The sequence below is a fragment of the Streptomyces sp. NPDC047525 genome, from assembly GCF_040643025.1.
Classification (GTDB): Bacteria; Actinomycetota; Actinomycetes; order Streptomycetales; family Streptomycetaceae; genus Streptomyces; species Streptomyces durmitorensis.
Window position 1 is genome coordinate 49601 of record NZ_JBEYTL010000003.1, and the last position, 20658, is coordinate 70258.

Genomic DNA, 20658 nt, shown 5'->3' on the forward strand with positions numbered 1-20658 from the left:
CGCAGTCGGGACCACCGGGCAAGGGTCGAGAACCCGACGCCGGGCCGAGGCCACCGCACCCGGCCGCCGCACCCGGCCGCCACGGCTCGGCGGCTCACGGCCGGAAGCCGGAAGCCGGGCGCTCCGCTGCACGGCATGCGCGTGGGAGGGCAGCTGGGCAGCTGGGCGAGCGTTGCCGCCAGGGCGCTCGCCGCGAGGCGGTCATCGCGAACCGGTCATCGCGGGGCGCTCCCCGGGAGCCAGTCGGCCGCCAGGCACGGCTCACCCGCACAGCGACCACCGCCGGAGCCACCGTGCCGCGGACCGCCCCCGCCAAGGCAGGACCTGATGCCCACGCTCCCTGCACCGCGCCCGCATGGCGGGGAGCAAGCCCAGGTCGCCGCGTGGCGGGGCAGCTGCTCGGGGCGTCGGTCTCACGTGCCGGGCGGCGGTCCCACCGAAGCGCGGCTCACCACCGGGCACTCCAGGCGGCGTACCTCCACCGCGGGAGCCGTTCCCGTCTCGATCGCTGCGAGCAGCAGCCGTGTCGCCGTCTCGCCCATCGCCCGGTGCGGCAGTGCGACCGTCGTCAGGGGCGGGTTGAGGAACGCCGCCATGTGCTCCTGGTCGTCGTAACCGACCAGGGAGAGATCGCCGGGGACATCGATGCCAAGGCGGGTCGCGGCGTGCAGGACGCCCGCCGCGACTCGGTCGTTGTAGCAGACGATGCCCGTGGGGCGTCGGTCTGCGGGCACACCGTCCAGCAGGCGCATCGCGCCTTCGTGACCCGCCGAGATCTCGCCGCCGCCCCGTACGATCCGGTCCTTCCCCGCCCGCTCCCCCACGGTCCGCAGCGCGTCCCGGAAGCCGCGCAGGCGTTCCGCCGACGCGATGTCGTCCAGGCCGCCGACCAGGGCGATCCTGCGGTGCCCCGCGTCGAGCAGCAGCTTGGCCGCCGCCCGGCCGCCGGCCCGTTCGGCGGGGATCACCGCGGCCAGGGAACCGTCGTCGGGGAGGCAGTTGGCGAACACCGCGAGGGTGCGGTTCAGGCCCGCGGGGACGCGGGCGCTGCGCAGCGACATCGCGGCGTAGATGATGCCGTCCACGCGCCGGTCGAGGAGTTCGGCGACGGCCGCGTCCTCCTTGGCGGGGTCGCCGGTCGAGTCGACGGTGAGCACCAAATGCTCACTGTCCCAGGCGGTTTCCATCGCTCCGCGCAACAGCGGACCGGCGAACGGCGACGAGGCGATGTGGTCGGTGACCAGGCCGATCACGGCGGTACGGCGGCGGCGCAGACCACGGGCCACCGCGTTCGGCCGGTAGCCCAGCTGCTCGGCGGCCTTCCTGATCCGTTCCTGCGTGGCGGGCGACAGATTGCCCGCGGCGCGGCCGTTGAAGACGAAGGAGACCGCTGTGTGCGAGACCCCGGCGAGGCGCGCGACGTCTTTCGAGGTCGGCCGCTCGGACCTGCCCGCGTCACTGCCCGCTTCCCTGCTCGCGCTGTCGACGTCCCCCGCCCCCTTCGGTCGCTCCACCGGATCCGCCGTGATCCGAGTCAGCCTATCCACGCCCCCTGGGTCCCCACACGGCCGGAGGGTACGGCGATACTGGCCGTGACGATTCTTACCCTCAGTCACGCCCCAGTCAGTCACACACCAGTGAGCCACGCACCAGTCAGTCACGCACCAGGAGGAGACGCGACGTGAGCCGCCCCACCGCCCGCGATGTCGCCGAGCTTGCCGAGGTGTCGCGCGCCGCCGTGTCCTTCGTCTTCAGCGGGCGGGCCGCGGGGAACCTCTCCGCCGAGACCCAGGCGCGGATCAAGAAGGCCGCAGACCAGCTGGGTTACCGCCCGGACGAAGTGGCGCGCTCGCTGCGCAAGCAGCGCAGCGCGGTGATCGGGCTGCTCAGCGATGAGATCGCGACGAGCCCGTTCGCGGGCCGGATGGTGCTCGGCGCGATGGAGGCGGCCCGCGAGCGCGGGCATCAGGTGCTGCTCCTGGAATCCCGCCTCGACCCTGCCGCCGAGGCGGAGGCGGTCGCCGAGCTGCGGGCCCGGCGGGTCGACGGGATCGTGTACGCCGCGATGTCGATGCGCCGCACCACCGTTCCGGAAGGCATCGACCCGGCCCGTGCGGTGCTCGCCAACTGCCTTCCGCGCGAGCCGGGTTCGTACGCGTCCGTGGTGCCGGACGAGCGTGCGGGCGGCCGGTCCGCGGTGAACGTACTCATCGAGGCGGGGCACCGCGAGATCGCCCTGCTCGGGGGCTCGACCGGCGACATCGCGGCGTCGGACCGGGTGCGCGGCTTCCGCGACGGGCTGCGGGCCGCGGGCATCACGGCCCGCGATGAGTGGGTATTGCGGGCGGGCTGGCAGATCGACGACGGGTACGCGGCGGCGCTCCGTGTCCTGGACCGGCCGGTCCGCCCGACGGGCGTGGTCTGCGCGAACGACCGGGTGGCCACCGGGACGCTGCTCGCCGCGGCCCGCCTGGGGGTCGACGTACCCGGCGATCTTTCGGTGGTCGGCTACGACGACCAGGACCAGATGGCCGCCCACCTGGTCCCGGCCCTGACGACGATCGCGCTGCCGCACCACGAGATGGGGGCGACGGCGGTCCGCATGCTGCTCGACGCCGCCGACGCGGGCCAGGACGTCACTCCCGCCACCGCACGTCGTCTGACGTGCCCGGTGGTCATGCGCGACTCGGTGCGCCCGCCCGCCGGGCACTGAAACAGCTCGGGCCCGCCGGGCTCAGCGCTCGATCTCCTTGATCCCCGCGCACGTCGACGACCGGTGCGTACAGCACGCGGATCACGGAGTCGGCGCGCTCCTGCTCGGCAGGTCCCCGCCTTCGTAGGCGGGGATGACCTCCTGAGGTACGGCGATCCCACCCGTTGCCGGGCCCGCGCATCGCCGGGCACGGCCGACTCGGAGCCGCTGTCCCCGTTCCCTCACCCGAAGCAAGGCCCGGGAGTGCCCGCCCCAGGGGCACCCTCCCGTGCCCGCCCCTCAACGCCGGGCCCCTTGAGCGCCGCACCCTCAGTCCAGCACCCACCCCTTCACGCCCACCTCGGCCGCCCCCCGCACCACCGTCACCTCGTACCGCCCCTCCGGCGCCGGATACACCTTCTCCGTGAGCATCGCCCGCTCGTCGACGAACGCCTCGATCAGCGGGCCGTCCACCAGGACCCGCACATGCGAGCGCGTGCCGCCGGGCACGGTCGCGATCGCCTGGGGTGTCCTCGGCAGTGGATGCGGCGCCGTCGCCGGGGCCCCGGTGCGGTCCAGGACGAAAGTGCCCCGGGTCGGGTTCACGCGGAGGGACACCGTGGCGCCGAGGCTGAGGACGATCTCACTGTCGGGCTGCTCCACCCGCACGTCGAGCTCTATCTCGTACGCTGCCGGAAGCTCCGCGCCCAAGGGAAGTTCCGCGCCCCGCAGAGCGGTCAACTCCCGTGCCGGGGCGAGGCGCAGGGTCCCGTCCGGGTGGACGCCGGTCTCACGCGGGTGGGTGAGGCAGCCCGCCCACCCCGCGGCCACCGACTGCTGCTCGGTGCGCGACTCCCAGCTCCAGCCCCACAGCAGGGTGCGGTCGTCCTCGACGAGGGCGGTGGGGGCGTAGAAGTCCCGGCCGTGGTCGAGCATGCCGCCGCTCGCGGGCACGAAGCGCAACCCCTCACCCTCTCCTCGCAGTTCACCGATGAGGTACGACGTCGTGTACGTGATGTCGTCGATCCAGAGCGAGAGCAGCAGCACCCAGCGCCCGTCCCCCGCCGGGAGCAGCGCCGGGCACTCCCAGGCGGTCGCGGGGCCGGCGATCCGAGCGGCCACCGGGTCGGCTGCGTCGACCAGTGAGCCCGCGTAGGTCCACTCGGTGAGCGAGTCGACGCGGTAGAGCAGTACGTCACCGGTCCCCGTGCCCCGGTGGCCCGCGCCGATCACTCCCCAGCGCCGCCCCTCGTACGAGAAGAGGTACGGATCGCGGAAGGCGACCAGGTCGAGGCCGGGCGGCGGGCCCGCGACCACCGGTTCGGGCTCCGCCTTCAGTTCGGTGACCGTGTCGTCCGTGGCGCGGGCGAGCATGACGGAGCCGATGCCGTCGTCGCGGTCCATGCCGGTGTAGACGGCGGTCGGCACGCCTTCCTCGACGACCGCGCAGCCGGACCAGGCTCCCCGCGCGTCCCGGCCGCCCGGCGTCGGCGTGAGCGCGATGCCGTGGTCGGTCCACGTCACCAGGTCGGGGCTCGACGCGTGGCCCCAGTGGATGTCGCCCCAGACCGCGGCACCGGGGTTGTGCTGGAAGAAGAGGTGGTAGCGGCCGTCGTGGAAGAGCGGGCCGTTGGGGTCGTTGCACCACCCGCCGGCGGCAGGCCGTACGTGGTGGGCGGGGACATTCCTGTCGGACCTGTCGGCCATGGATTCAGTTCACTTCCTTGTCGGGGAGCTCTTGTTTTTCGGAACCTAACACGTGATAGTTGTGCCGCCCTAGCACGTGTTAGGGAAAGTAGCGGAACAATTCGTTCCGGCATCATGAGCAGGCGCTGCGCGGGACACCGCAGTGCCCAGCGCAAGGGAGCGCCCATGACGACCCAGAGCCCCGTGGCTCCGAGCCCCGCCGCCAAGGCCTCGGGGAAGAGCAGGCGTCGCCTGAACTTCACCCTGATCAGCGCGGCTCTGTTCATGTTCTTCGTGACCTGGTCCCTGTCCTGGTCACTGTTCTCGATCTGGCTCACCCAGAACATCGGCCTGAGCGCGGGCCGCAGTTCCCTGGTGATCAGCGCCAACGCCGTCGGCTGCCTGGTGACCATGCCGGTCTATGGCTTCCTCCAGGACCGCCTCGGCCTGCGCAAGAACCTCCTGTACTGGATCGGCGGCCTGATGCTGCTGGTCGGCCCGGTGTACATCTACGTCTACGGCCCGCTCCTGAAGTCCCACTTCGCGCTCGGCCTGATCGTCGGCTCCGCCTATCTCGCCATGGCGTTCGCGGTCGCCGTCGCCACCCTGGAGAGCTACGCGGAGCGCCTCGGCCGCTTCCACGGCTTCGAGTTCGGCCGGGCCCGGATGTTCGGCTCGCTCGGCTGGGCCGCCGCGACCTTCTTCGCGGGCCGCCTCTTCAACATCGACCCGGACCTGAACTTCTGGGCCGCGTCCGTCGCCGCCGCCGTCTTCGTCGCCCTGCTCGTCGCGATCCGGGTGACCGACGGGCGGCGCGCCGAGGCCGTGGACCACGCGGCGTCCTCGGTCTCGATCGCCGACGTGAAGTCGCTCCTGACGTACCCGGCGTTCTGGGGTCTGCTGCTCTTCGTGGTCGCGGTGACGGCGACGTACAACACGTACGACGCGATGTTCCCCTCGTACTTCGCCTCGCTCTTCTCCACCACGTCCGAGGGCAACCGGATGTACAGCGACCTGAACTCCGTCCAGGTCTTCCTGGAGGCCGGCGGCATGGCGCTCGCGCCGTTCCTGGTGAACCGGCTCGGCCCGAAGAAGTCGCTGCTCGTCTCCGGCTGCGTCATGGCGACCCGGATCTGTCTCTCCGGCCTGGTCACCGACCCGGTCGCGATCTCCGCCGTCAAGCTGCTGCACGCGGTCGAGCTGCCGATCATGCTGATCGCGATCTTCAAGTACATCAACCGGCACTTCGAACCCAGGCTCTCGTCCTCGATCTACCTGGTCGGGTTCCAACTGGCGACGCAGATCGGCGCCGCGGTCATCTCGCCGCTCGCGGGCGTCGGCTACGACAGCATCGGCTACGCCCCGACGTACCTGATCATGTCGGGCTTCGTGGCCACCTTCACCCTCATCTCGGTCTTCACGCTGCGGACCGACGAGAAGGGTCTGCCCGAGGCCCTGCCCGCGCTCGACCCGGAGCCCGCCGCCCCGGCGCCGGAACCGGCCAAGGTCTGACCTCTCACCCCGTCCCCCAAGAACCCAGCCCCCCTTGAAAGGAACCCCCGTGATCGTCGTCGCCGGTGAGGCACTGATCGACCTGGTGCCGCAGGCCCCGGGTGACGTGACCGCGCCCCTGCTGCCCTCGCGCGGCGGTGGCCCGTACAACACCGCCGTCGCGCTCGGACGGCTCGGGGCGCAGGTCTCCTTCTGCTCCCGGATCTCGACCGACATGTTCGGGGGCTCGCTGGTCGAGCACCTGCGTACGGAGCGGGTCGGCACCGGGCTCATCCAGCGCGGCCCCGAGCCGACCACGCTGGCCCTCGCCTCGATCGGCGCGGACGGTTCGGCGGCGTACGGCTTCTACGTCGAGGGCAGCGCCGACCGGCTGTTCGAGGTGCCCGGCGAACTGGCCGCCGATACACGGGCGTTGTCGCTCGGCACGTGTTCGCTCGTCCTGGAACCGGGGGCGAGCGCCTACGAGGAGCTGATGCGGCGGGAGGCGGGGCGCGGGGTGTTCATCGCCCTCGACCCGAACATCCGGGCCGGTCTCATCCCGGACGCGGAGGCCTATCGGGCCCGCTTCAAGAGCTGGCTGCCGTACGTCTCGCTGCTGAAGCTGAGCGAGGAGGACGCGGACTGGCTGGGGGCGGACGTCGCGGGGTGGCTGGCCGCCGGGCCGTCCGCCGTCGTGATCACCCGCGGCCAGGACGGACTCACGGCGTTCACGCGGGACGGCGGGGAGTTCTCCGTGCCGGGTGAGCGCGTCGACGTCGTGGACACGATCGGGGCAGGCGACACGGTGAACGCGGCGCTGCTGCACGCGCTGTGCGAGCGGAATCTGCTGTCGGCACAGGCGCTGGCCTCGCTCCCTGGCCACACCTGGACCGACGTGCTCGGCTTCGCCGCTCGCGCGGCGGCGGTCACCTGTTCACGGGCGGGCGCGGAGCCGCCGTATGCGAGGGAATTGCGCCCCGGCGCCGCGGGAGTGGTTTGACAGGTCCGCGCCGCGCAGATCATGATTCCATTAATTGTTTAATGGAATCGAGAGAGGCGCGCGTGGACATGACCCTTGCCGACCCCACCGAGGCCACCGGATCCCTGGGCGCGACCGCGCTCGAGGCCCGCGGCCTGGGCAAGCGCTATCGCCGCGGCTGGGCGCTGCGTGACTGCTCCTTCCGGCTGCCCGCCGGACGGATCTGCGGTCTCGTCGGCCCCAACGGCGCCGGAAAGAGCACCCTGCTGGGGCTCGCGACCCGCCTGGTGACCCCGACAGAGGGTGAACTGCGCGTCTTCGGTGTACCGGTGGACGATCCCTCCGCGATGCCTCGCTTCGCGTTCCTCTCGCAGGACAAGCCGCTGTTCAAGCGGTTCAGCGTGGCCGACACGCTGCGCATGGGCCAAGAGCTCAACCCCGGCTGGGACATGGCCGCCGCCGAGCGGATCGTGCGCTCCGGCAACGTTCCCCTCGAGGCCAAGGTCGGCACGCTCTCGGGCGGTCAGCGCACCCGCGTCGCCTTCGCGCTCGCCTTCGGCAAGCGGCCCGATCTGCTGCTGCTCGACGAGCCGATGGCCGACCTCGACCCGCTGGCCCGGGACGAGATGGGCTCCCTGCTGATGTCCGAGGCCGTCGAGCGCGGCACGACGGTGGTGATGTCCTCCCACATGCTGGCCGAGCTGGAGGACATGTGCGACTTCCTCCTGGTCATCGCGGACGGCCGCCTCCGGATGGCGGGCGACACCGACGAACTGGTCCCGGCCCACGCCCTGGTGACCGGGCTCGCCCCCGACGGCACCCCGCCGGCGGACCTCGCCCCGCACTCGGTGGTCGAATTCCGGCTCCAGGGGCGCCAGTTCCGCGCCCTCCTGCGTCCGGGCGGACCGCTGGCCCCGGACTGGGAGGTCTCCGAGCCGAGCCTGGAGGAAGTCCTGCTCGCCTACCTCCGCTCCGCCGACGCGGAGCCGCTGTTCACGCACGACGCACGCATCGAGGACGTACGCATCCAGACCGAGGGGATCGCCGCCGCATGAGCACCACCCTGACCGAGCAGCCGCGCACCGGGCAGTCCGCCAAGAAGCCGGGCCTGCTGCACGGGCTCACCTGGCTCGTCCTGCGCCAGCACCGCACCACGACGTGGCTCGTCGTCGCCCTGGTCGTGCTCGGCGCGGCCACGATCATCTACGAACGCGGCGCGATGGCCGACATGCTCGCCGGCAGGGGCTGGCCGGACAAGGACGTCAGCCTGGAATCGGCGCCGCAGAGTTACGAGTACATCGCCGAGGCCCTTGGCGCCCTGCCCGTCGTCCTCGGCGTCTTCCTCGGCGCCCCGCTGATCGCGAGCGACCAGGAGCACGGCACCGCGCAGCTGGTCACCACGCAGTCGGTGCCGCGCCGCCGCTGGCTCGCGGCCAAGCTGGGCTGGTGCCTCTCGCTCGTCCTGGTCTCCACCCTCGTGCTCGCCACGCTGTTCTTCTGGTGGTGGGAGCCCTACCGCGATCTTCTCCTCTCGGAGTGGCTCTCGGGTTCGGTGTTCGACAACACGGGCCCCATGCTGACGGCGCTCTCCCTCTTCCTCACCGTCAGCGGCATCGCGATCGGCATGCTGCTGCGCAGGGTGCTGCCCGCCATGCTGGCCACCTTCTTCTTCGCCCTGGTCGTCCAGGTGGCCTGGGGCGAGTTCCGTGACCGTCTCGCCACCCCGCGCGTCATCACCTGGCCGCTGAACGCCGACACCCCGGACCTGGTCAACAGCAGCAGCGTCGTGGAGGCGGACCGCTGGATCGGCACCTCCGACGGGCAGCTCTTCGGGTGGGGCACCTGCGCCGAACCCACCGAGAAGGCCACCAACGCCTGCGTCAAGGAACACGGCATCGTCAACAACGTGGTCGAGTACTTCGGCTACGACCAGATGCCGGGCATGCAGTGGACCGGCGCCGCGATGCTGCTCGGTGCCACCGCCGCCGTGGCGGTCTTCATCCTGTGGTGGTCGACGCGGCGGCCCCTCTAGGGCGACCGGGGACCGCAGGTACGTAAAGTGTCCGCAAACGAGCAGAGAGTGGGGACAGTGGTCGAATTCCGCATCGACCGGCGCAGCGGTGTGGCCACGTACCTCCAGATCGTGCGGCAGGTCGAACAGGCGCTGCGCATGGGCGCGCTGGTGGAGGGCGACCGGCTGCCGACCGCGGCCCAGGTCGCGGCGGCCACCAAGGTCAACCCGAACACGACGCTCAAGGCGTACCGCGAGCTGGAGCGCGCCGGCCTCGCCGAGGTCCGCCAGGGAGCGGGCACGTTCATCACCCGCTCCCTCGCCCGCCCCCAGGCGGGACCGGACTCTCCCCTGCAGACCGCGCTGACGGAGTGGATGCACGAGGCGCGGTCGGCGGGCCTCACCGGGCAGGACGTGACGGCGCTGTTCGAGGCGGTCCACGCGGCGACGTTCGAGGCCGCCGCGCAGGACTGATCCTCCCGCCGGGGATTCACGCTCGGGGCCACACTCGACAAACCCCATAAGCGACCGCTTAGTATCGGGAGTGCGGGGCTCCCTGCCCCGGGATCGGTACCGCCGTCACCGCATGGAGAATCCGCATGGCATCCCTGCTCCTTTCCCGCCGCGATCTCGAGTTCCTGCTGTACGAGTGGCTCGACGTGCCCGCGCTCACCGCCCGGGAGCGCTACGCGGACCACTCCCGCGAGACCTTCGACGCCGCGCTGGAGCTGAGCGAGCAGATCGCCACGCGGCACTTCGCCCCGCACAACAAGAAGAACGACGCCCAGGAGCCCACCTTCGACGGTGAGCGGGTGCACATCATCCCGGAGGTCAAGGAGGCCCTGCGGGTCTTCGGGGACTCGGGGCTCCTGGCCAGTGCCATGGACCACGAGATCGGCGGCGGACAGCTGCCCGCCGTGGTGGCGCAGGCCTGCTTCGCGTGGTTCCAGGCGGCGAACGTCGGCACCGCCGCGTACCCCTTCCTGACCATGGGCAACGCCAATCTCCTCCTCGCTCACGCGTCGAAGGAGCAGATCGAGACCTTCGTGCGCCCGATGGTGGAGGGCCGCTTCCTGGGGACGATGTGCCTGTCGGAGCCGCAGGCCGGTTCGTCGCTCGCCGATGTGGCGACGCGGGCCGAGGAGCAGGAGGACGGGACGTACCGCCTCTTCGGGAACAAGATGTGGATCTCCGGCGGTGAGCACGAGCTCTCGGAGAACATCGTGCATCTGGTGCTCGCCCGCATCCCCGGCGGCCCGCCCGGCGTGAAGGGCCTCTCGCTGTTCATCGTGCCCAAGGTCCTGGTCGGCGACGACGGTACGCTCGGCGAGCGCAATGACGTCGTGCTCGCGGGCCTCAACCACAAGATGGGTTACCGAGGGACCACGAACACGCTCCTGAACTTCGGCGAGGGCGCCCACCGGCCCGGCGGTGAGCCGGGCGCGGTCGGCCACCTCATCGGGGAGGCGAACCACGGTCTCGCCTACATGTTCCACATGATGAACGAGGCCCGGATCGGCGTGGGCCTCGGCGCCACCGCGCTCGGCTACACCGGCTATCTGCACGCCCTGGACTACGCGCGCAGCCGCCCCCAGGGCCGTCCGCCGGCCGCCAAGAACCCCGCGTCGCCGCAGGTCCCGATCATCGAGCACGCCGACGTACGCAGGATGCTCCTCGCCCAGAAGGCGTACGTGGAGGGCGCGTTGGCTCTCAACCTGTACTGCGGGCGGCTGCTGGACGAGCAGAACACCGGCGCGTCGCAGCAGGCGCGCGAGGAGGCCGAGCTGCTGCTCGACGTGCTCACGCCCATCGCCAAGAGCTGGCCGTCGCAGTGGTGCCTGGAGGCCAACGACCTGGCGATCCAGGTGCACGGCGGCTACGGCTACACGCGCGAGTACAACGTCGAGCAGTTCTACCGCGACAACCGCCTCAACCCGATCCACGAGGGCACACACGGCATCCACGGCCTCGATCTGCTCGGCCGCAAGGTCGTCATGAAGGGCGGTGCGGGTCTCGCGCTGCTCGGCGCGCGCATCGCGGAGACCACTGCCCGCGCCACGGAGGCCGGCGGTGACGCCGCCGAGTACGCGGCGTCGCTCGACGCGTCCGTACGCCGGGTGGCTTCCGCGACCGGGAAGCTCTGGTCGACCGGTGACCCGCGCACGGCCCTGGCCAACGCCTCCGTCTACCTGGAGGCGGTCGGGCACGTGGTCGTCGCCTGGATGTGGCTGGAGCAGCTGCTCGCGGCCGAAGCGGGCACCGAGGACGTCCACGCGGGCAAGCGCGGCGCCTGCCGTTACTTCTTCCGCCATGAACTGCCCAAGACAGAGGCCCAGTTCACGCTCCTGGAGAGCCTGGACCGGACCGCCGTCGAGCTGGACGAGAACGCCTTCTGACCCAGAAGTACAGGACCACCGAGCAGACCGCCGCGAACGCGCACCACGTGGAGATGTACTCCCGCTGCCACAGCGCCACGCACACCGCCGCCCCGACGGCGACCAGGACGCCGAAGCGGACGAGGCCACGGTCGCCGGAGAGGAGCAGGGAGCCGATGGTGGCGACGAAGTATCCGGCGACGATCAGCTCGGGCTGGGGCAGGCCGAGTGAGTACCCGACCGTGTGGCCGCGGATCTCGGCCGTCACGGTGCGGGTCGCCAGGCTGTAGGAGAGCGCCGCCGCCGTCGCGATGCCCGCCGCGAGCGGGATCAGCAGGCGGCGGCGCGCTCTCGTCGGCGCCGCGCACAGCACTGCCACGGGCATCCACAGCGCGAGCAGCGGCATGGCGATCACGGCCCAGGCGACGGTGGCGGGGCCCGTGCCGCCGTCGCCCCGCCACACCAGGGCCTCGATGATCTGGTGGGCTCCGAGCAGCAGCGGGAGCGCCGCGAGCGGCAGGTCACCCGGGCGGGCACCGCGAGCCGCCCGGGTGACACACGCGACCCCGACGGCGGCGATGCCCGCGCCCGCCACGAGATCGGCCGTCGCGCTCCAGCACATGGCGATCACGCTACGGTCCCCGCCGCCCGGCGGCGCGCCGGGCGGGCCGCCGGGGTTACGCGGGCCCGCGCGGGTCGGGCTCGATGTTCTGGTTCAGGCGGAAGACGTTGTCCGGGTCGTACGCGGCCTTGACGCGGGCCAGGCGCGCGTAGTTGTCGCGGTAGCTGGCCCGTACGCGCTCCTGCCCCTCGTCCATCATCATGTTCACGTAGGCGCCGCCCGCCGAGTACGGGTGAAGCGCGTCGAAGTAGTCGACGGTCCAGCGCTTGATGAGGTCGGCGCCTGCCGGGTCTGTGTCCACTCCCGCGTAGACGCAGGCCCAGCGAGCGCCGCGGTAGCTCCAGGCGGTGTCCGTCGAGCTGGGGTCGTGCGCGGCGCCGTCGATGGGGTACAGGTGCATCGTCGACTTCATGGTCGGCACCTCGGGGCCGAACTTGGCGTGCAGGGCGACGGCGTCGTCCGGGATCGTGTCGACGAAGTCCGCGCGCCAGTACCACTGGTCGCCGGGCGGGTAGAGCCCGTCGAACATGGACTGGAGCACGGGGTGCGGCATCTGGCCCACGGCGTGCAGCAGCGGTTCGGGCAGCGCGTCGAGCAGGGGCGCCATGGCCTGGGCCGCCGCGTCCGGGTCCTCTGTGGTGTGGCACCACACGACGCCGCAGACCTTGCGCAGGTGGAGGTGCTCGGGGAAGGGCGGGGCCGGCGGCACGGTGCCGTACATGAAGAAGCCGTTCACCTCGCGGGGCGCCCCCGGCAGGAAGTCGCGGTAGGCGGCGAGTACTTCGGCGCCCTGCTCGGCGGGCCAGAAGGTGGGGCCCGCGACGACCGTGCTCAGCTCGTGGAGCCGGAAGAGGAAGGAGGTGACGACGCCGAAGTTGCCGCCGCCGCCCCGGATCGCCCAGTAGAGGTCGGCGTTCTCGTCGGCGCTCGCCCGCACCTGGCGGCCGTCGGACAGGACGAGGTCGGCCTCCAGGACGTTGTCGATGCTCAGCCCGAACCTGCGGGTGAGATGGCCGAGCCCGCCGCCGAGGGTGAGCCCGCCGACGCCGGTCGAGGAGATGATGCCGCTCGGTGTGGCCAGGCCGTGCTCGTGCGTGGCGCGGTCCACCTCGCTCCAGACGCAGCCGCCGCCGACGCGCACCGTGCGGGCCGGGGCGTCGACCTCGATCGACTTGAGCGGTGACAGGTCGGCGACCACGCCGCCGTCGACGGTGCCGAGGCCCGCTCCGTGGTGGCCGCCGCCGCGGACCGCGAGCGGCAGGCCGTGCGCGCGGGCGAAGCCGATGACGCGGGACACGTCGTCGGCGTCGGTACAGCGGGCGACGAGCGCGGGGCGCTTGTCGGCCATCGCGTTGTAGACGGCGCGCGCCTCGTCGTACCCGGCGTCGTCCGGCCCCTTCAACTCGCCCTTGAATCCTGCCAGTTCGCTGCGCGCTGCCTGTGCGGGCGTGATGGACATGTGCTCCCCCGTTGGATCGGTGCATCCGATCAGCCCGTTCTAGTGCCGCCCGGCGCACACCGGTATCCGTGCCCGCCACCCAGCTCGGGTCCGGCGATTGCCTACTTTTCGCGGCCGATTTCGACCCCCAGCTGCGCGGCGCGCGCGGCGACGTCGCGCCGGGTGCGGGCGCCGAGCTTCTCCAGGACCGCACGGACGTGGTTGTCGACCGTGCGCACGGACAGGAAGAGCCGCCCGGCGATCTCGATGTTGGTCAGGCCCTGCGCCAGGAGCCGTCCGACCTGGAGCTGGCGGCCGGTGAGGCCCGCGGGGTTGCGGCGGGTCGCCGCGTGCGGGCCGCGCGGGATCCGGGCGACGCCGAGGGCACGCAGTTCGGTGCGGACGATCCGGGACAGGGGTTCGGCGCCCAGCGCGTCGAGACCGGCGAGCGCGGTGAGCTTGTCCGCCGGGTCGGGGCTCTGCGCGAGGGCGGCAGCATGTTCGTAGGGGCAGCCCGCCGCCCGCCAGGCCTCGGCGGCGAGGCGCCACTGCCCTGCGGCCTGCAAGGAGTACGGATGGTCCGAGTCGTCGGCGGGGACGGGGTGCCCCGCCATGGTCAGCCAGTGGCCGAGCTCCGCGCGGTACGGCGTCGCGGCCAGGCCGCGCGCCTGTCCGTACAGGGGGCCGACGGCGTCGATCACGGCCGCGTGGTCGCCGCGCAGCCACGCCGCCTCCGCCCGTGCCGCCGCGACCGGGGCCGTGCGCTGGAGCTCCCGGGTCCGCGCGGCCACCTCCCAGGCCCGTGCGAGGAGTTCGTCGCCGCCCTCGGCGCCGCGCCGGATCCGCACGCGGGCGAGCACGGTCAGGGCGGGGCAGCGGGCGGGCGGGAACTCCTGCGCGTCGCCGGACTCGGCGTGCTTCTCCGCCTCGTCCCACTTGCCCGCGGCGAACTGCCGCAGCGCCAGCTCCACTTGGAGGTAGCGCAGGAACCCCAGATGCTCCGTGCGGTCCGCGAACTCCATGGCGGGCGCCAGGAAGTGGTCCGCCTCCGTGAACCGGAGGTTCTCCAGGAGCGTCCAGATGACGTTGGCGTAGGCGCGGCAGGCGTGCTCGGCCTCGTCCGCCTTCAGCGCGACCGCCAGGCTCTCCTCCAACTGCGGGCGCCCCAGCGGGTCGCCGCCGCGCCAGCGTGCGGTGCCCACGTTGTTCAGGGCGTGCGAGAGGATCGCCGCGTCGCCGGTGCGCCGGGCCAGCGTGATGGCGCGCTCGCCGTAGCCGATGGCCTCGGCGTACCGGTCGGAGAGCATGCGCAGCTGCGAGGTGTTGCTGAGCGCGAGCGCCAACAGCCGCTCGTCCCCGGCCTGTTCGAGTACGTCGATGGCTTCCCTCGCGGCCTCCTGCGCCGCGTCCGCGTCGCCCGCCCACCAGTGGATCCGGGACAGCCAGCGCAGATCGGCGCCGAGGGCCCGCAGGTCGCCGAGGGAGCGGCGCAGGGCGACGGCTTCGCGCTGGGCGCTGACGGCGGCCGGGGAGTCGGCGATGGTGTAGCTCTCCACGGCGAACCGCTCCAGGAGGTCGGCGAGTTCGGCCGGGCCGTAGCGTCTGCGCTGCCGCAGGACGAGGCGCAGCTGGGCGGCGGCCTCCCGGTGGGCTCCGGTGCGGGCCGCGTCCCTGGCGGCGTCGGGTCCGTAGCGCGCGATGGCGTCCTGGTCGCCCGCCTGGGCGGCGTGGTGGACGATGCGCGAGGAGTCGGCGCCGGGCTGCGCGACCAGGACGGCGAGCACCTTGCGATTGAGCTCGATCCGCCGCGCGGCGGGCAGCGAGTCGGCGATGGCACGCCGGATGATCTCGTGCCGGAAGACCACGCGCTCGGGGGTCACGACGAGCAGCCCGCGCCGTTCCGCCGCGCTCAACTGGCATACGCCGTCCGCCAGAAGGGCGTCGGTCAGGGGGCGCTCGACCGCCGTCGGCAGCACGGCGAGCTGTTCGAGCGCGTCACGCGCGGTGTCGTCGAGGCCGCGCAGCCGGGCGAGGACGGCGTCGACCACGGTCGGCGGCACGTCCCCGGTGCCGCCCGCCGCGACGACCTCGGCGACGTAGAAGGGGTTGCCGGACGTCACGGCGTACACCTGCGCGGGGTCGAGGCGGCTCGCCGCGCTCAGCGTGCGCACAGCGCTCCGCGAAAGCCGCGGCAGGGGGACGCGGTGCACGCGCGTCGCCCGCGACACCTGGCCCAGGAGGTGCCGCAGGGGGTGCTCACGGCTCAACTCGTCGTCACGGTAGGTCAGCACAAGGACCGCGGGCATCCGGTCCACACGGCGTACGAGGAACCGCAGCGCGTCGAGGGAGGCCTCGTCAGCCCAGTGCACGTCCTCTACGACGAGGACCGTCGGGTGCGGCGGATCGCCCAGCTCGGCCCGCAGCGCGTCGTACACCCGATGCCGGTCGCCGCCCTCGGTCACCGCCTGCGCCAGCTCGGTGCGCACACTGCCGACCAGGTCGCGGAAGGGTCCGAGCGGGCGCCGTGTCGCGAGGTCGTCGCACTGCCCGACAAGCACTCTGGCCTGCGCGGACAGTGCACCCGGCAGGGCGTTCACGAGGCTCGACTTGCCGATCCCCGCCTCACCGAAGACGAGCGCCACCGAACCCGCTCCGTCGGCCGCTTCCCGTGCGGCGGCGGTCAGTCGAGCCAGCTCAAGATCCCGCTCGAGGATCCCCCCGTCCACGCGGCGAATTCTCCCACGCGACCGCGCGTTTCCGTCGCCCGCACGGAGGTTCGCTCAGCGCCGGCCTGCCTCAGGCCCGCAGATGACCGAGCACCAGCCGTCCTCGGGGCGAGAGCCGGTATCCCGTCTCCAGGGACTCGGTGAGGCCGCGCTCCTTTAGCTTGCGCACGTCCGCCTTGAAGGGCTGCGTCTCCCTGCCGACCTGTGCGGCCAACTCGGCCGCACGGACGCCTGGTTGATCGTGGATCAGTTCAAGGATCCGCGCGGTCCACGGCTCCCGTCGGCTCCGGGCGTCCATGCGGGCGAGCTCCGCGACGATCTCGTCCAGTTCAGCGGTGGGCACGTCCGTGTCCTGCCGCAGCCGGGTCCGCGGGTCGTCACCGGCGATGCGGACCCCGATCCGGTAGAGCCGCCGGTCCTCGCCCGGCCGCTGGTCGGCGAGCAGCCGGCCCCGGTCGGCGAACCCCGCCCGGCGTGCGTCGCGGTCGGTGACCGCCGACTCCGGCACGCTCTCCACCGCGCCGACCACCAGGACGCCGACTTCGGTCCGCAGCTCGGTGCCGGGCCGCACCGCAGGCCTGCGCCAGCGCCGGAAGGCCAGATCGATCTCACCGGCCGCGATGGCGTTGAGCACGTCGCGCTTGAACAGCAACACCGACTCCGATCGTGGACAGTGACGGCCTGTGCCGATCCCTCCATCATTCTCGCCTCGTTCCGGGCCCCCGGCCTCGTACGGGGCGTGGAGCCCGCGACCGGCAGCGGCCGAAGCCGTCGTCCGGCGGTTCCGTACCGCTGCGGGACCCTTCGGCAAGCGACATGAGTAAAGCGCGTACGCTTACGTCATCGATCGCAGGATGATCGCACCCCTCGTTCCCTGCCAGGAGGACGCATGACCTCGGCGTCGCAGACCGCACGCACCCCCCAGACCCTCGACCGCCCCTTCGGCGTCGGCAGCCTCAACCTGCCCAACCGCATCGTGATGGCACCGATGACCAGGGAGTTCTCACCGGGCGGCGTGCCGGGCGCGGACGTGGCGGAGTACTACGCCCGCCGGGCCGCCGCCGGTGTCGGCCTGATCATCACCGAGGGGACGTACGTCGATCACGTGTCGGCCGGTACGAGCGACCGGGTCCCGCGCTTCCACGGCGACGACGCCCTCGAAGGCTGGCGCAAGGTGGCCGACGCCGTGCACGCCGCGGGCGGGAAGATCATTCCGCAGCTGTGGCACGTCGGCATCACGCGCGACGAGGGTAAGGGCCCGGTGCCCTCCGCTCCCCCGGCGGGACCCTCCGCGATCGGCCTCGACGGGCAGCCCAAGGGCACCGCGCTGACGGCCGACGACCTCGACGACGTGATCCGGGCGTTCGCCGACGCCGCGGCCGCCGCCGAGCGCATCGGCTTCGACGGCGTCGAACTGCACGGTGCGCACGGCTACCTGATCGACCAGTTCCTCTGGGAGCGCACCAACCGGCGGACGGACGGCTACGGCGGCGACATCGAGTCCCGCACCCGCTTCGCCGCGGAGATCGTCGCGGCCGTGCGCGCCGCCGTCTCGCCCGACTTCCCCATCGTCTTCCGGCTCTCGCAGTGGAAGGCGGGCAGCTACGACGCGCAGCTCGCCGAGTCCCCCGAGGAGCTGGAGCGCCTGCTCACGCCGCTGGTGAACGCGGGCGTCGACGTGCTGCACGCCTCCACCCGCCGCTACTGGCTCCCGGAGTTCGAGGGCAGCGACCTCAACCTCGCGGGCTGGGTCAAGAAGGTGTCCGGCAAGCCGGTGATCACCGTGGGCTCGGTCGGCCTCGACCAGGAGTTCATCGGCCCGAAGGGCTGGGCCGCGCCGTCCGCGTCCACCGGCATCGAGCCGCTCATCGACCGCATGGAGCGGGACGAGTTCGACCTGGTGGCGGTGGGCCGCGCCCTCATCGCCGACCCGGAGTGGGCGGCCAAGGCCCTGGAGAACCGCCTCGGTGACGCGCTGCCCTTCGACAAGTCGCTGCTGAAGAGCCTGGCCTGAGCGACAGCCACCCGCGTGCGGTCCCGGCAGGCGCCGGGACCGCACGCGCGGCGCGACCTGACACCGTACGCACGGCGACGGCAGCTAAGGCCATACGCTGCTGTCGTCCGCGGTCGCGTACGATATGCGCATGACCTGGCCTGCCACCGAGCGCTATTTCCCCACCGCCGTCCCCGGCGGTCTGGGGCTCGTGCAGGACATCCTGAACACCGCGCCCTCCGGCGGCGGACCCGATGCCGACCTCCTCGGGGACGTGGCCGCCGCACAGGGCTGGGTCTCCGTGGCGCTTCCCGCCTGGGCCGAGGCGACGGGACGCACGGCGGTGCGGCTCACGCTCACCGAAGAGGACCTTCCCAAGCTGCGGCAGCTGCGCGAACAGCTGCGCCGGGCCCTGCTCTCGCGGTGCGGCACGACGAGCGGCGAGACCGCGCGCTTCACCTCGTGCGCACTCCAGGTCAACCTGCACGGCGACGCCGCCCTGACCACCGAGCCCGAGGGCGAGGGCTGGCGCTGGCTGACGTCCGCCGTGCTGTGCGAGGCACTGCTCGCCCAGACGACCGGAGAGTGGCGGCGCCTGAAGATCTGCCGCAACGAACGCTGCGCCACGGCCTTCTACGACCGCTCCCGCAACAACAGCGGCGTCTGGCACTCCACCCGCGGCTGCGGAAACGCCGCGAATCTGCGGGCTTCGCGCCAGCGCCGCCGCGCGGGCGCAGAAGCAGAACCGACACCGGCACCGACACCGACACCGACACCGGACGGTCAGGCGTGAAGCCACCGCGCCCACGGGCGGATGCGGCGGGAAGCACGGCGCCGACACGGATACTCGACTGGCACCACCCGCGCGTCGCCGAACTCATCCGGAGCGTCGGGGCCGCCGCGTCCGGACCGCCCGCGTCCCCCGGCTCATCCCGCCCCTCCGACCAGTTGGCCACCCTGCGCCGTGCGCACGGACGGATCGCCGCGACCGTACGGCCGGTGTACTCGGTGCACGACGAGCGGCCGGTGTCGGAGGTGCTGCGGCGCGGCCGGGGCTCGTGCAGCCAGCGGCTCGCGGTCCTGGAGTCCGTGGCGCGGGCTTCCGGCGTCGCCACCCGGGTGCGCGGTCTGCGCGTGGACGGCGCGTTCTGGCATGCGCGCTTCCCGCACCTTCGACGGCTCGTCCCCGAGCAGGTCCTGCTGGCGTGGCCGGAGTTCCGCCTCGATGAGCCGACGCACGGCGGGGCCGCCGCGTGGCTCCCGGTGTCCGAACTCTTCGGCGGTCTCGACGAGTTGAGCGAGCGCCGCGCCGGTGGCTTCACGAACGAGGGGGCGGAGACGCTCTTCGAGGCACTGTCCCGGACGGCGGTCGACTGGGACGGAGCGACGGCCTGCGCGGCCGACGCCGCATCCTGCGACCTCTCGGCCCATGTCCTGGCGGACCTGGGGCACTTCGACTCACGCGACGACCTCTTCGCCCGGCACGGCCAGACCCTGTGCGGTCCCGCGCGATGGGTGGCCGAGCCCGTCCTCGGCCGCCGCTCCGCAGGCGCCCGGCCGTCGGCGACGCCTCCCGCTCCGGTCGCCTGAGACCGGCCACCGCACCCCTCAACTCCCGTACTCCACCAGGCTGGTGCGTGTCACGATGCGGCGCGCGGGGCCGGGTTCGGGCTTCTTCCCGGCGTCGGAACCCCTCCCTCGCATCCGGTCGGCGAGGAGGCGTCCCGCCGTCCGGCCCAGCTCGTCGCTGTCGTACGCGACGAGGGTGATCGGCAGGCCGAGCGCGTCGGCCAGTTCGAAGTCGTCGAAGCCCGCGAGCGCGGTGTCGGTGCCGGACGCGCGCAGGGCACGGAACGCCCCGATCGTGTTGCGGTTGTTGGAGCAGAACAGCGCGGTGGGCGGCTCGGGCAGCGCGAGGAGTTGGGCCGCCGCGCGGCGGGCCTCGCGCGGTTCGGTCTGTCCTTGCCGTACGTAGCGTTCGTCGTAGGGCAGGCCGTGGGCGGCGAGGGCCGCTGCGTACCCGCGCAGGCGCTCGGTGCCGGTGTAGACGGCGGGCGGTGAGCCGAGGAAGCCGATCCGGCGGTGGCCGCGGGTGATCAGCCTGCCGGTGGCCGCGAGGGCCCCGCCGAAGTCGTCGACCAGGACGCAGTCGGCATCGAACCCCTCGGGCGGCCTGCTGGCGAGCACCACGGGTACGCCGTCGGCCGCGGCGGCGGCCAGATGGCGCTGATCGGCCGATGCGGGGACGGCGATGATGCCGTCGACGCGGCGCGCCACCAGGTCGGCGACGAGTTCGCGCTCGCTGTCCAGGTCCTGGCCGGTGTTGCCGATGACGGTCTTGAAGCCGTCGTCCGCGATGACGGAGTCCACGCCGAGGGCAAGGCGGGAGTAGAAGGGGTTGGCCAGGTTCGTGACGACGAGTCCGACCAGGCCTGTGCCGCGGCCGAGGCGCAGGCTGCGGGCCACCTCGTTGGGCCGGTAGCCGAGCTCCGCGGCGGCGGCGCGGATGCGCTCCCGGGTGGCGGGGAGCACGCGCGAGTCGTCGCGCAGGGCCCTGGACGCGGTCATCGCGCTGACTCCCACCCGCTCGGCGACGTCCCGCAGGGTGGGTGGGCCGTCCGCGGGGGGACGCGGTTCGGGCATCG

Annotated in this window: 17 protein-coding genes; 10 read left to right on the forward strand and 7 right to left on the reverse strand. The window is 72.6% G+C overall.

What is annotated here, in order from left to right; genetic code table 11:
- Window positions 1-413 precede the first annotated feature (413 nt).
- Window positions 414-1514, reverse strand: a complete 1101-nt coding sequence (locus ABZ833_RS09260; protein ID WP_361044720.1) for a LacI family DNA-binding transcriptional regulator — start codon at window positions 1512-1514, stop codon at window positions 414-416.
- Between the two features lie 167 nt (window positions 1515-1681).
- On the opposite strand from ABZ833_RS09260, the gene ABZ833_RS09265 reads away from it, so the two are divergent.
- Window positions 1682-2713 carry a LacI family DNA-binding transcriptional regulator gene (locus tag ABZ833_RS09265; protein ID WP_361043311.1) on the forward strand — a complete coding sequence of 344 codons (1032 nt, stop codon included), beginning with the start codon at window positions 1682-1684 and terminating at the stop codon, window positions 2711-2713.
- A gap of 309 nt (window positions 2714-3022) precedes the next feature.
- Here ABZ833_RS09265 and ABZ833_RS09270 read toward each other — a convergent pair whose 3' ends face one another.
- On the reverse strand, window positions 3023-4399 hold the full coding sequence (locus tag ABZ833_RS09270) for a glycoside hydrolase family 32 protein (RefSeq protein ID WP_361043314.1): 1377 nt from the start codon (window positions 4397-4399) through the stop codon (window positions 3023-3025).
- A gap of 165 nt (window positions 4400-4564) precedes the next feature.
- Here ABZ833_RS09270 and ABZ833_RS09275 point away from each other — a divergent pair, with 165 nt between their 5' ends.
- The 6 genes from ABZ833_RS09275 (at window position 4565) to ABZ833_RS09300 (ending at window position 11255) form a co-directional block, all read left to right on the forward strand.
- A complete protein-coding gene (locus tag ABZ833_RS09275; RefSeq protein ID WP_361043317.1) occupies window positions 4565-5890 on the forward strand; it encodes an oligosaccharide MFS transporter in 1326 nt (441 codons plus the stop codon).
- Window positions 5891-5939: 49 nt separating this feature from the next.
- A complete protein-coding gene (locus ABZ833_RS09280; protein ID WP_361043319.1) occupies window positions 5940-6869 on the forward strand; it encodes a carbohydrate kinase in 930 nt (309 codons plus the stop codon).
- A 68-nt stretch (window positions 6870-6937) separates the two neighbouring features.
- On the forward strand, window positions 6938-7903 hold the full coding sequence (locus ABZ833_RS09285) for an ABC transporter ATP-binding protein (protein WP_361044722.1): 966 nt from the start codon (window positions 6938-6940) through the stop codon (window positions 7901-7903).
- Window positions 7900-8880 (forward strand): ABC transporter permease, encoded by a 981-nt coding sequence (locus ABZ833_RS09290; protein ID WP_361043322.1) that lies wholly within the window; start codon window positions 7900-7902, stop codon window positions 8878-8880. The genes ABZ833_RS09285 and ABZ833_RS09290 overlap by 4 nt, the downstream gene beginning before the upstream one ends.
- Window positions 8881-8928: 48 nt before the next feature.
- A complete protein-coding gene (locus ABZ833_RS09295) occupies window positions 8929-9333 on the forward strand; it encodes a GntR family transcriptional regulator (protein WP_361043325.1) in 405 nt (134 codons plus the stop codon).
- Between the two features lie 125 nt (window positions 9334-9458).
- Complete coding sequence (locus ABZ833_RS09300; RefSeq protein ID WP_361043327.1) at window positions 9459-11255, forward strand: acyl-CoA dehydrogenase; 1797 nt, start codon at window positions 9459-9461, stop codon at window positions 11253-11255.
- Here the strand turns inward: ABZ833_RS09300 and ABZ833_RS09305 are convergent.
- From ABZ833_RS09305 to ABZ833_RS09320, 4 genes are all read right to left on the reverse strand, one after another.
- The gene (locus ABZ833_RS09305; RefSeq protein WP_361043330.1) at window positions 11197-11856 is read right to left on the reverse strand and encodes a DUF6629 family protein; all 660 of its coding nucleotides are present in this window, start codon (window positions 11854-11856) and stop codon (window positions 11197-11199) included. The two genes, ABZ833_RS09300 and ABZ833_RS09305, sit on opposite strands and share 59 nt — an antisense overlap.
- Window positions 11857-11911: 55 nt before the next feature.
- The gene (locus ABZ833_RS09310; protein ID WP_361043333.1) at window positions 11912-13315 is read right to left on the reverse strand and encodes an FAD-binding oxidoreductase; all 1404 of its coding nucleotides are present in this window, start codon (window positions 13313-13315) and stop codon (window positions 11912-11914) included.
- A gap of 101 nt (window positions 13316-13416) precedes the next feature.
- Window positions 13417-16020, reverse strand: a complete 2604-nt coding sequence (locus ABZ833_RS09315; protein ID WP_361043336.1) for an AAA family ATPase — start codon at window positions 16018-16020, stop codon at window positions 13417-13419.
- A 70-nt stretch (window positions 16021-16090) separates the two neighbouring features.
- Window positions 16091-16675, reverse strand: coding sequence for a hypothetical protein (locus tag ABZ833_RS09320; RefSeq protein ID WP_361043339.1), 585 nt, complete (start codon window positions 16673-16675; stop codon window positions 16091-16093).
- A gap of 234 nt (window positions 16676-16909) precedes the next feature.
- Between ABZ833_RS09320 and ABZ833_RS09325 the strand changes: the two genes are divergently transcribed.
- The 3 genes from ABZ833_RS09325 to ABZ833_RS09335 all read left to right on the forward strand — a co-directional run bounded on the left by ABZ833_RS09325 (window position 16910) and on the right by ABZ833_RS09335 (window position 19603).
- The gene (locus tag ABZ833_RS09325) at window positions 16910-18034 is read left to right on the forward strand and encodes an NADH:flavin oxidoreductase (RefSeq protein WP_361043342.1); all 1125 of its coding nucleotides are present in this window, start codon (window positions 16910-16912) and stop codon (window positions 18032-18034) included.
- A gap of 130 nt (window positions 18035-18164) precedes the next feature.
- On the forward strand, window positions 18165-18806 hold the full coding sequence (locus tag ABZ833_RS09330) for a CGNR zinc finger domain-containing protein (protein WP_361043344.1): 642 nt from the start codon (window positions 18165-18167) through the stop codon (window positions 18804-18806).
- Window positions 18803-19603, forward strand: a complete 801-nt coding sequence (locus ABZ833_RS09335) for a transglutaminase domain-containing protein (protein ID WP_361043348.1) — start codon at window positions 18803-18805, stop codon at window positions 19601-19603. Before ABZ833_RS09330 ends, ABZ833_RS09335 begins: the two co-directional genes overlap by 4 nt.
- Before the next feature lie 18 nt (window positions 19604-19621).
- On the opposite strand, the gene ABZ833_RS09340 is transcribed toward ABZ833_RS09335, so the two are convergent.
- Window positions 19622-20656, reverse strand: coding sequence for a LacI family DNA-binding transcriptional regulator (locus ABZ833_RS09340; RefSeq protein ID WP_361043351.1), 1035 nt, complete (start codon window positions 20654-20656; stop codon window positions 19622-19624).
- Window positions 20657-20658: the final 2 nt, after the last annotated feature.

Excerpts from the sequence above, each read along its gene's own strand:
- ABZ833_RS09305 (WP_361043330.1), bottom strand. The coding sequence starts at position 11,856 with ATGTGCTGGAGCGCGACGGCCGATCTCGTGGCGGGCGCGGGCATCGCC.
- ABZ833_RS09340 (WP_361043351.1), bottom strand. The coding sequence starts at position 20,656 with ATGCCCGAACCGCGTCCCCCCGCGGACGGCCCACCCACCCTGCGGGAC.
- ABZ833_RS09290 (WP_361043322.1), top strand. The coding sequence starts at position 7,900 with ATGAGCACCACCCTGACCGAGCAGCCGCGCACCGGGCAGTCCGCCAAG.
- ABZ833_RS09275 (WP_361043317.1), top strand. The coding sequence starts at position 4,565 with ATGACGACCCAGAGCCCCGTGGCTCCGAGCCCCGCCGCCAAGGCCTCG.
- ABZ833_RS09330 (WP_361043344.1), top strand. The coding sequence starts at position 18,165 with ATGACCTGGCCTGCCACCGAGCGCTATTTCCCCACCGCCGTCCCCGGC.
- ABZ833_RS09325 (WP_361043342.1), top strand. The coding sequence starts at position 16,910 with ATGACCTCGGCGTCGCAGACCGCACGCACCCCCCAGACCCTCGACCGC.
- ABZ833_RS09285 (WP_361044722.1), top strand. The coding sequence starts at position 6,938 with ATGACCCTTGCCGACCCCACCGAGGCCACCGGATCCCTGGGCGCGACC.
- ABZ833_RS09300 (WP_361043327.1), top strand. The coding sequence starts at position 9,459 with ATGGCATCCCTGCTCCTTTCCCGCCGCGATCTCGAGTTCCTGCTGTAC.
- ABZ833_RS09270 (WP_361043314.1), bottom strand. The coding sequence starts at position 4,399 with ATGGCCGACAGGTCCGACAGGAATGTCCCCGCCCACCACGTACGGCCT.
- ABZ833_RS09310 (WP_361043333.1), bottom strand. The coding sequence starts at position 13,315 with ATGTCCATCACGCCCGCACAGGCAGCGCGCAGCGAACTGGCAGGATTC.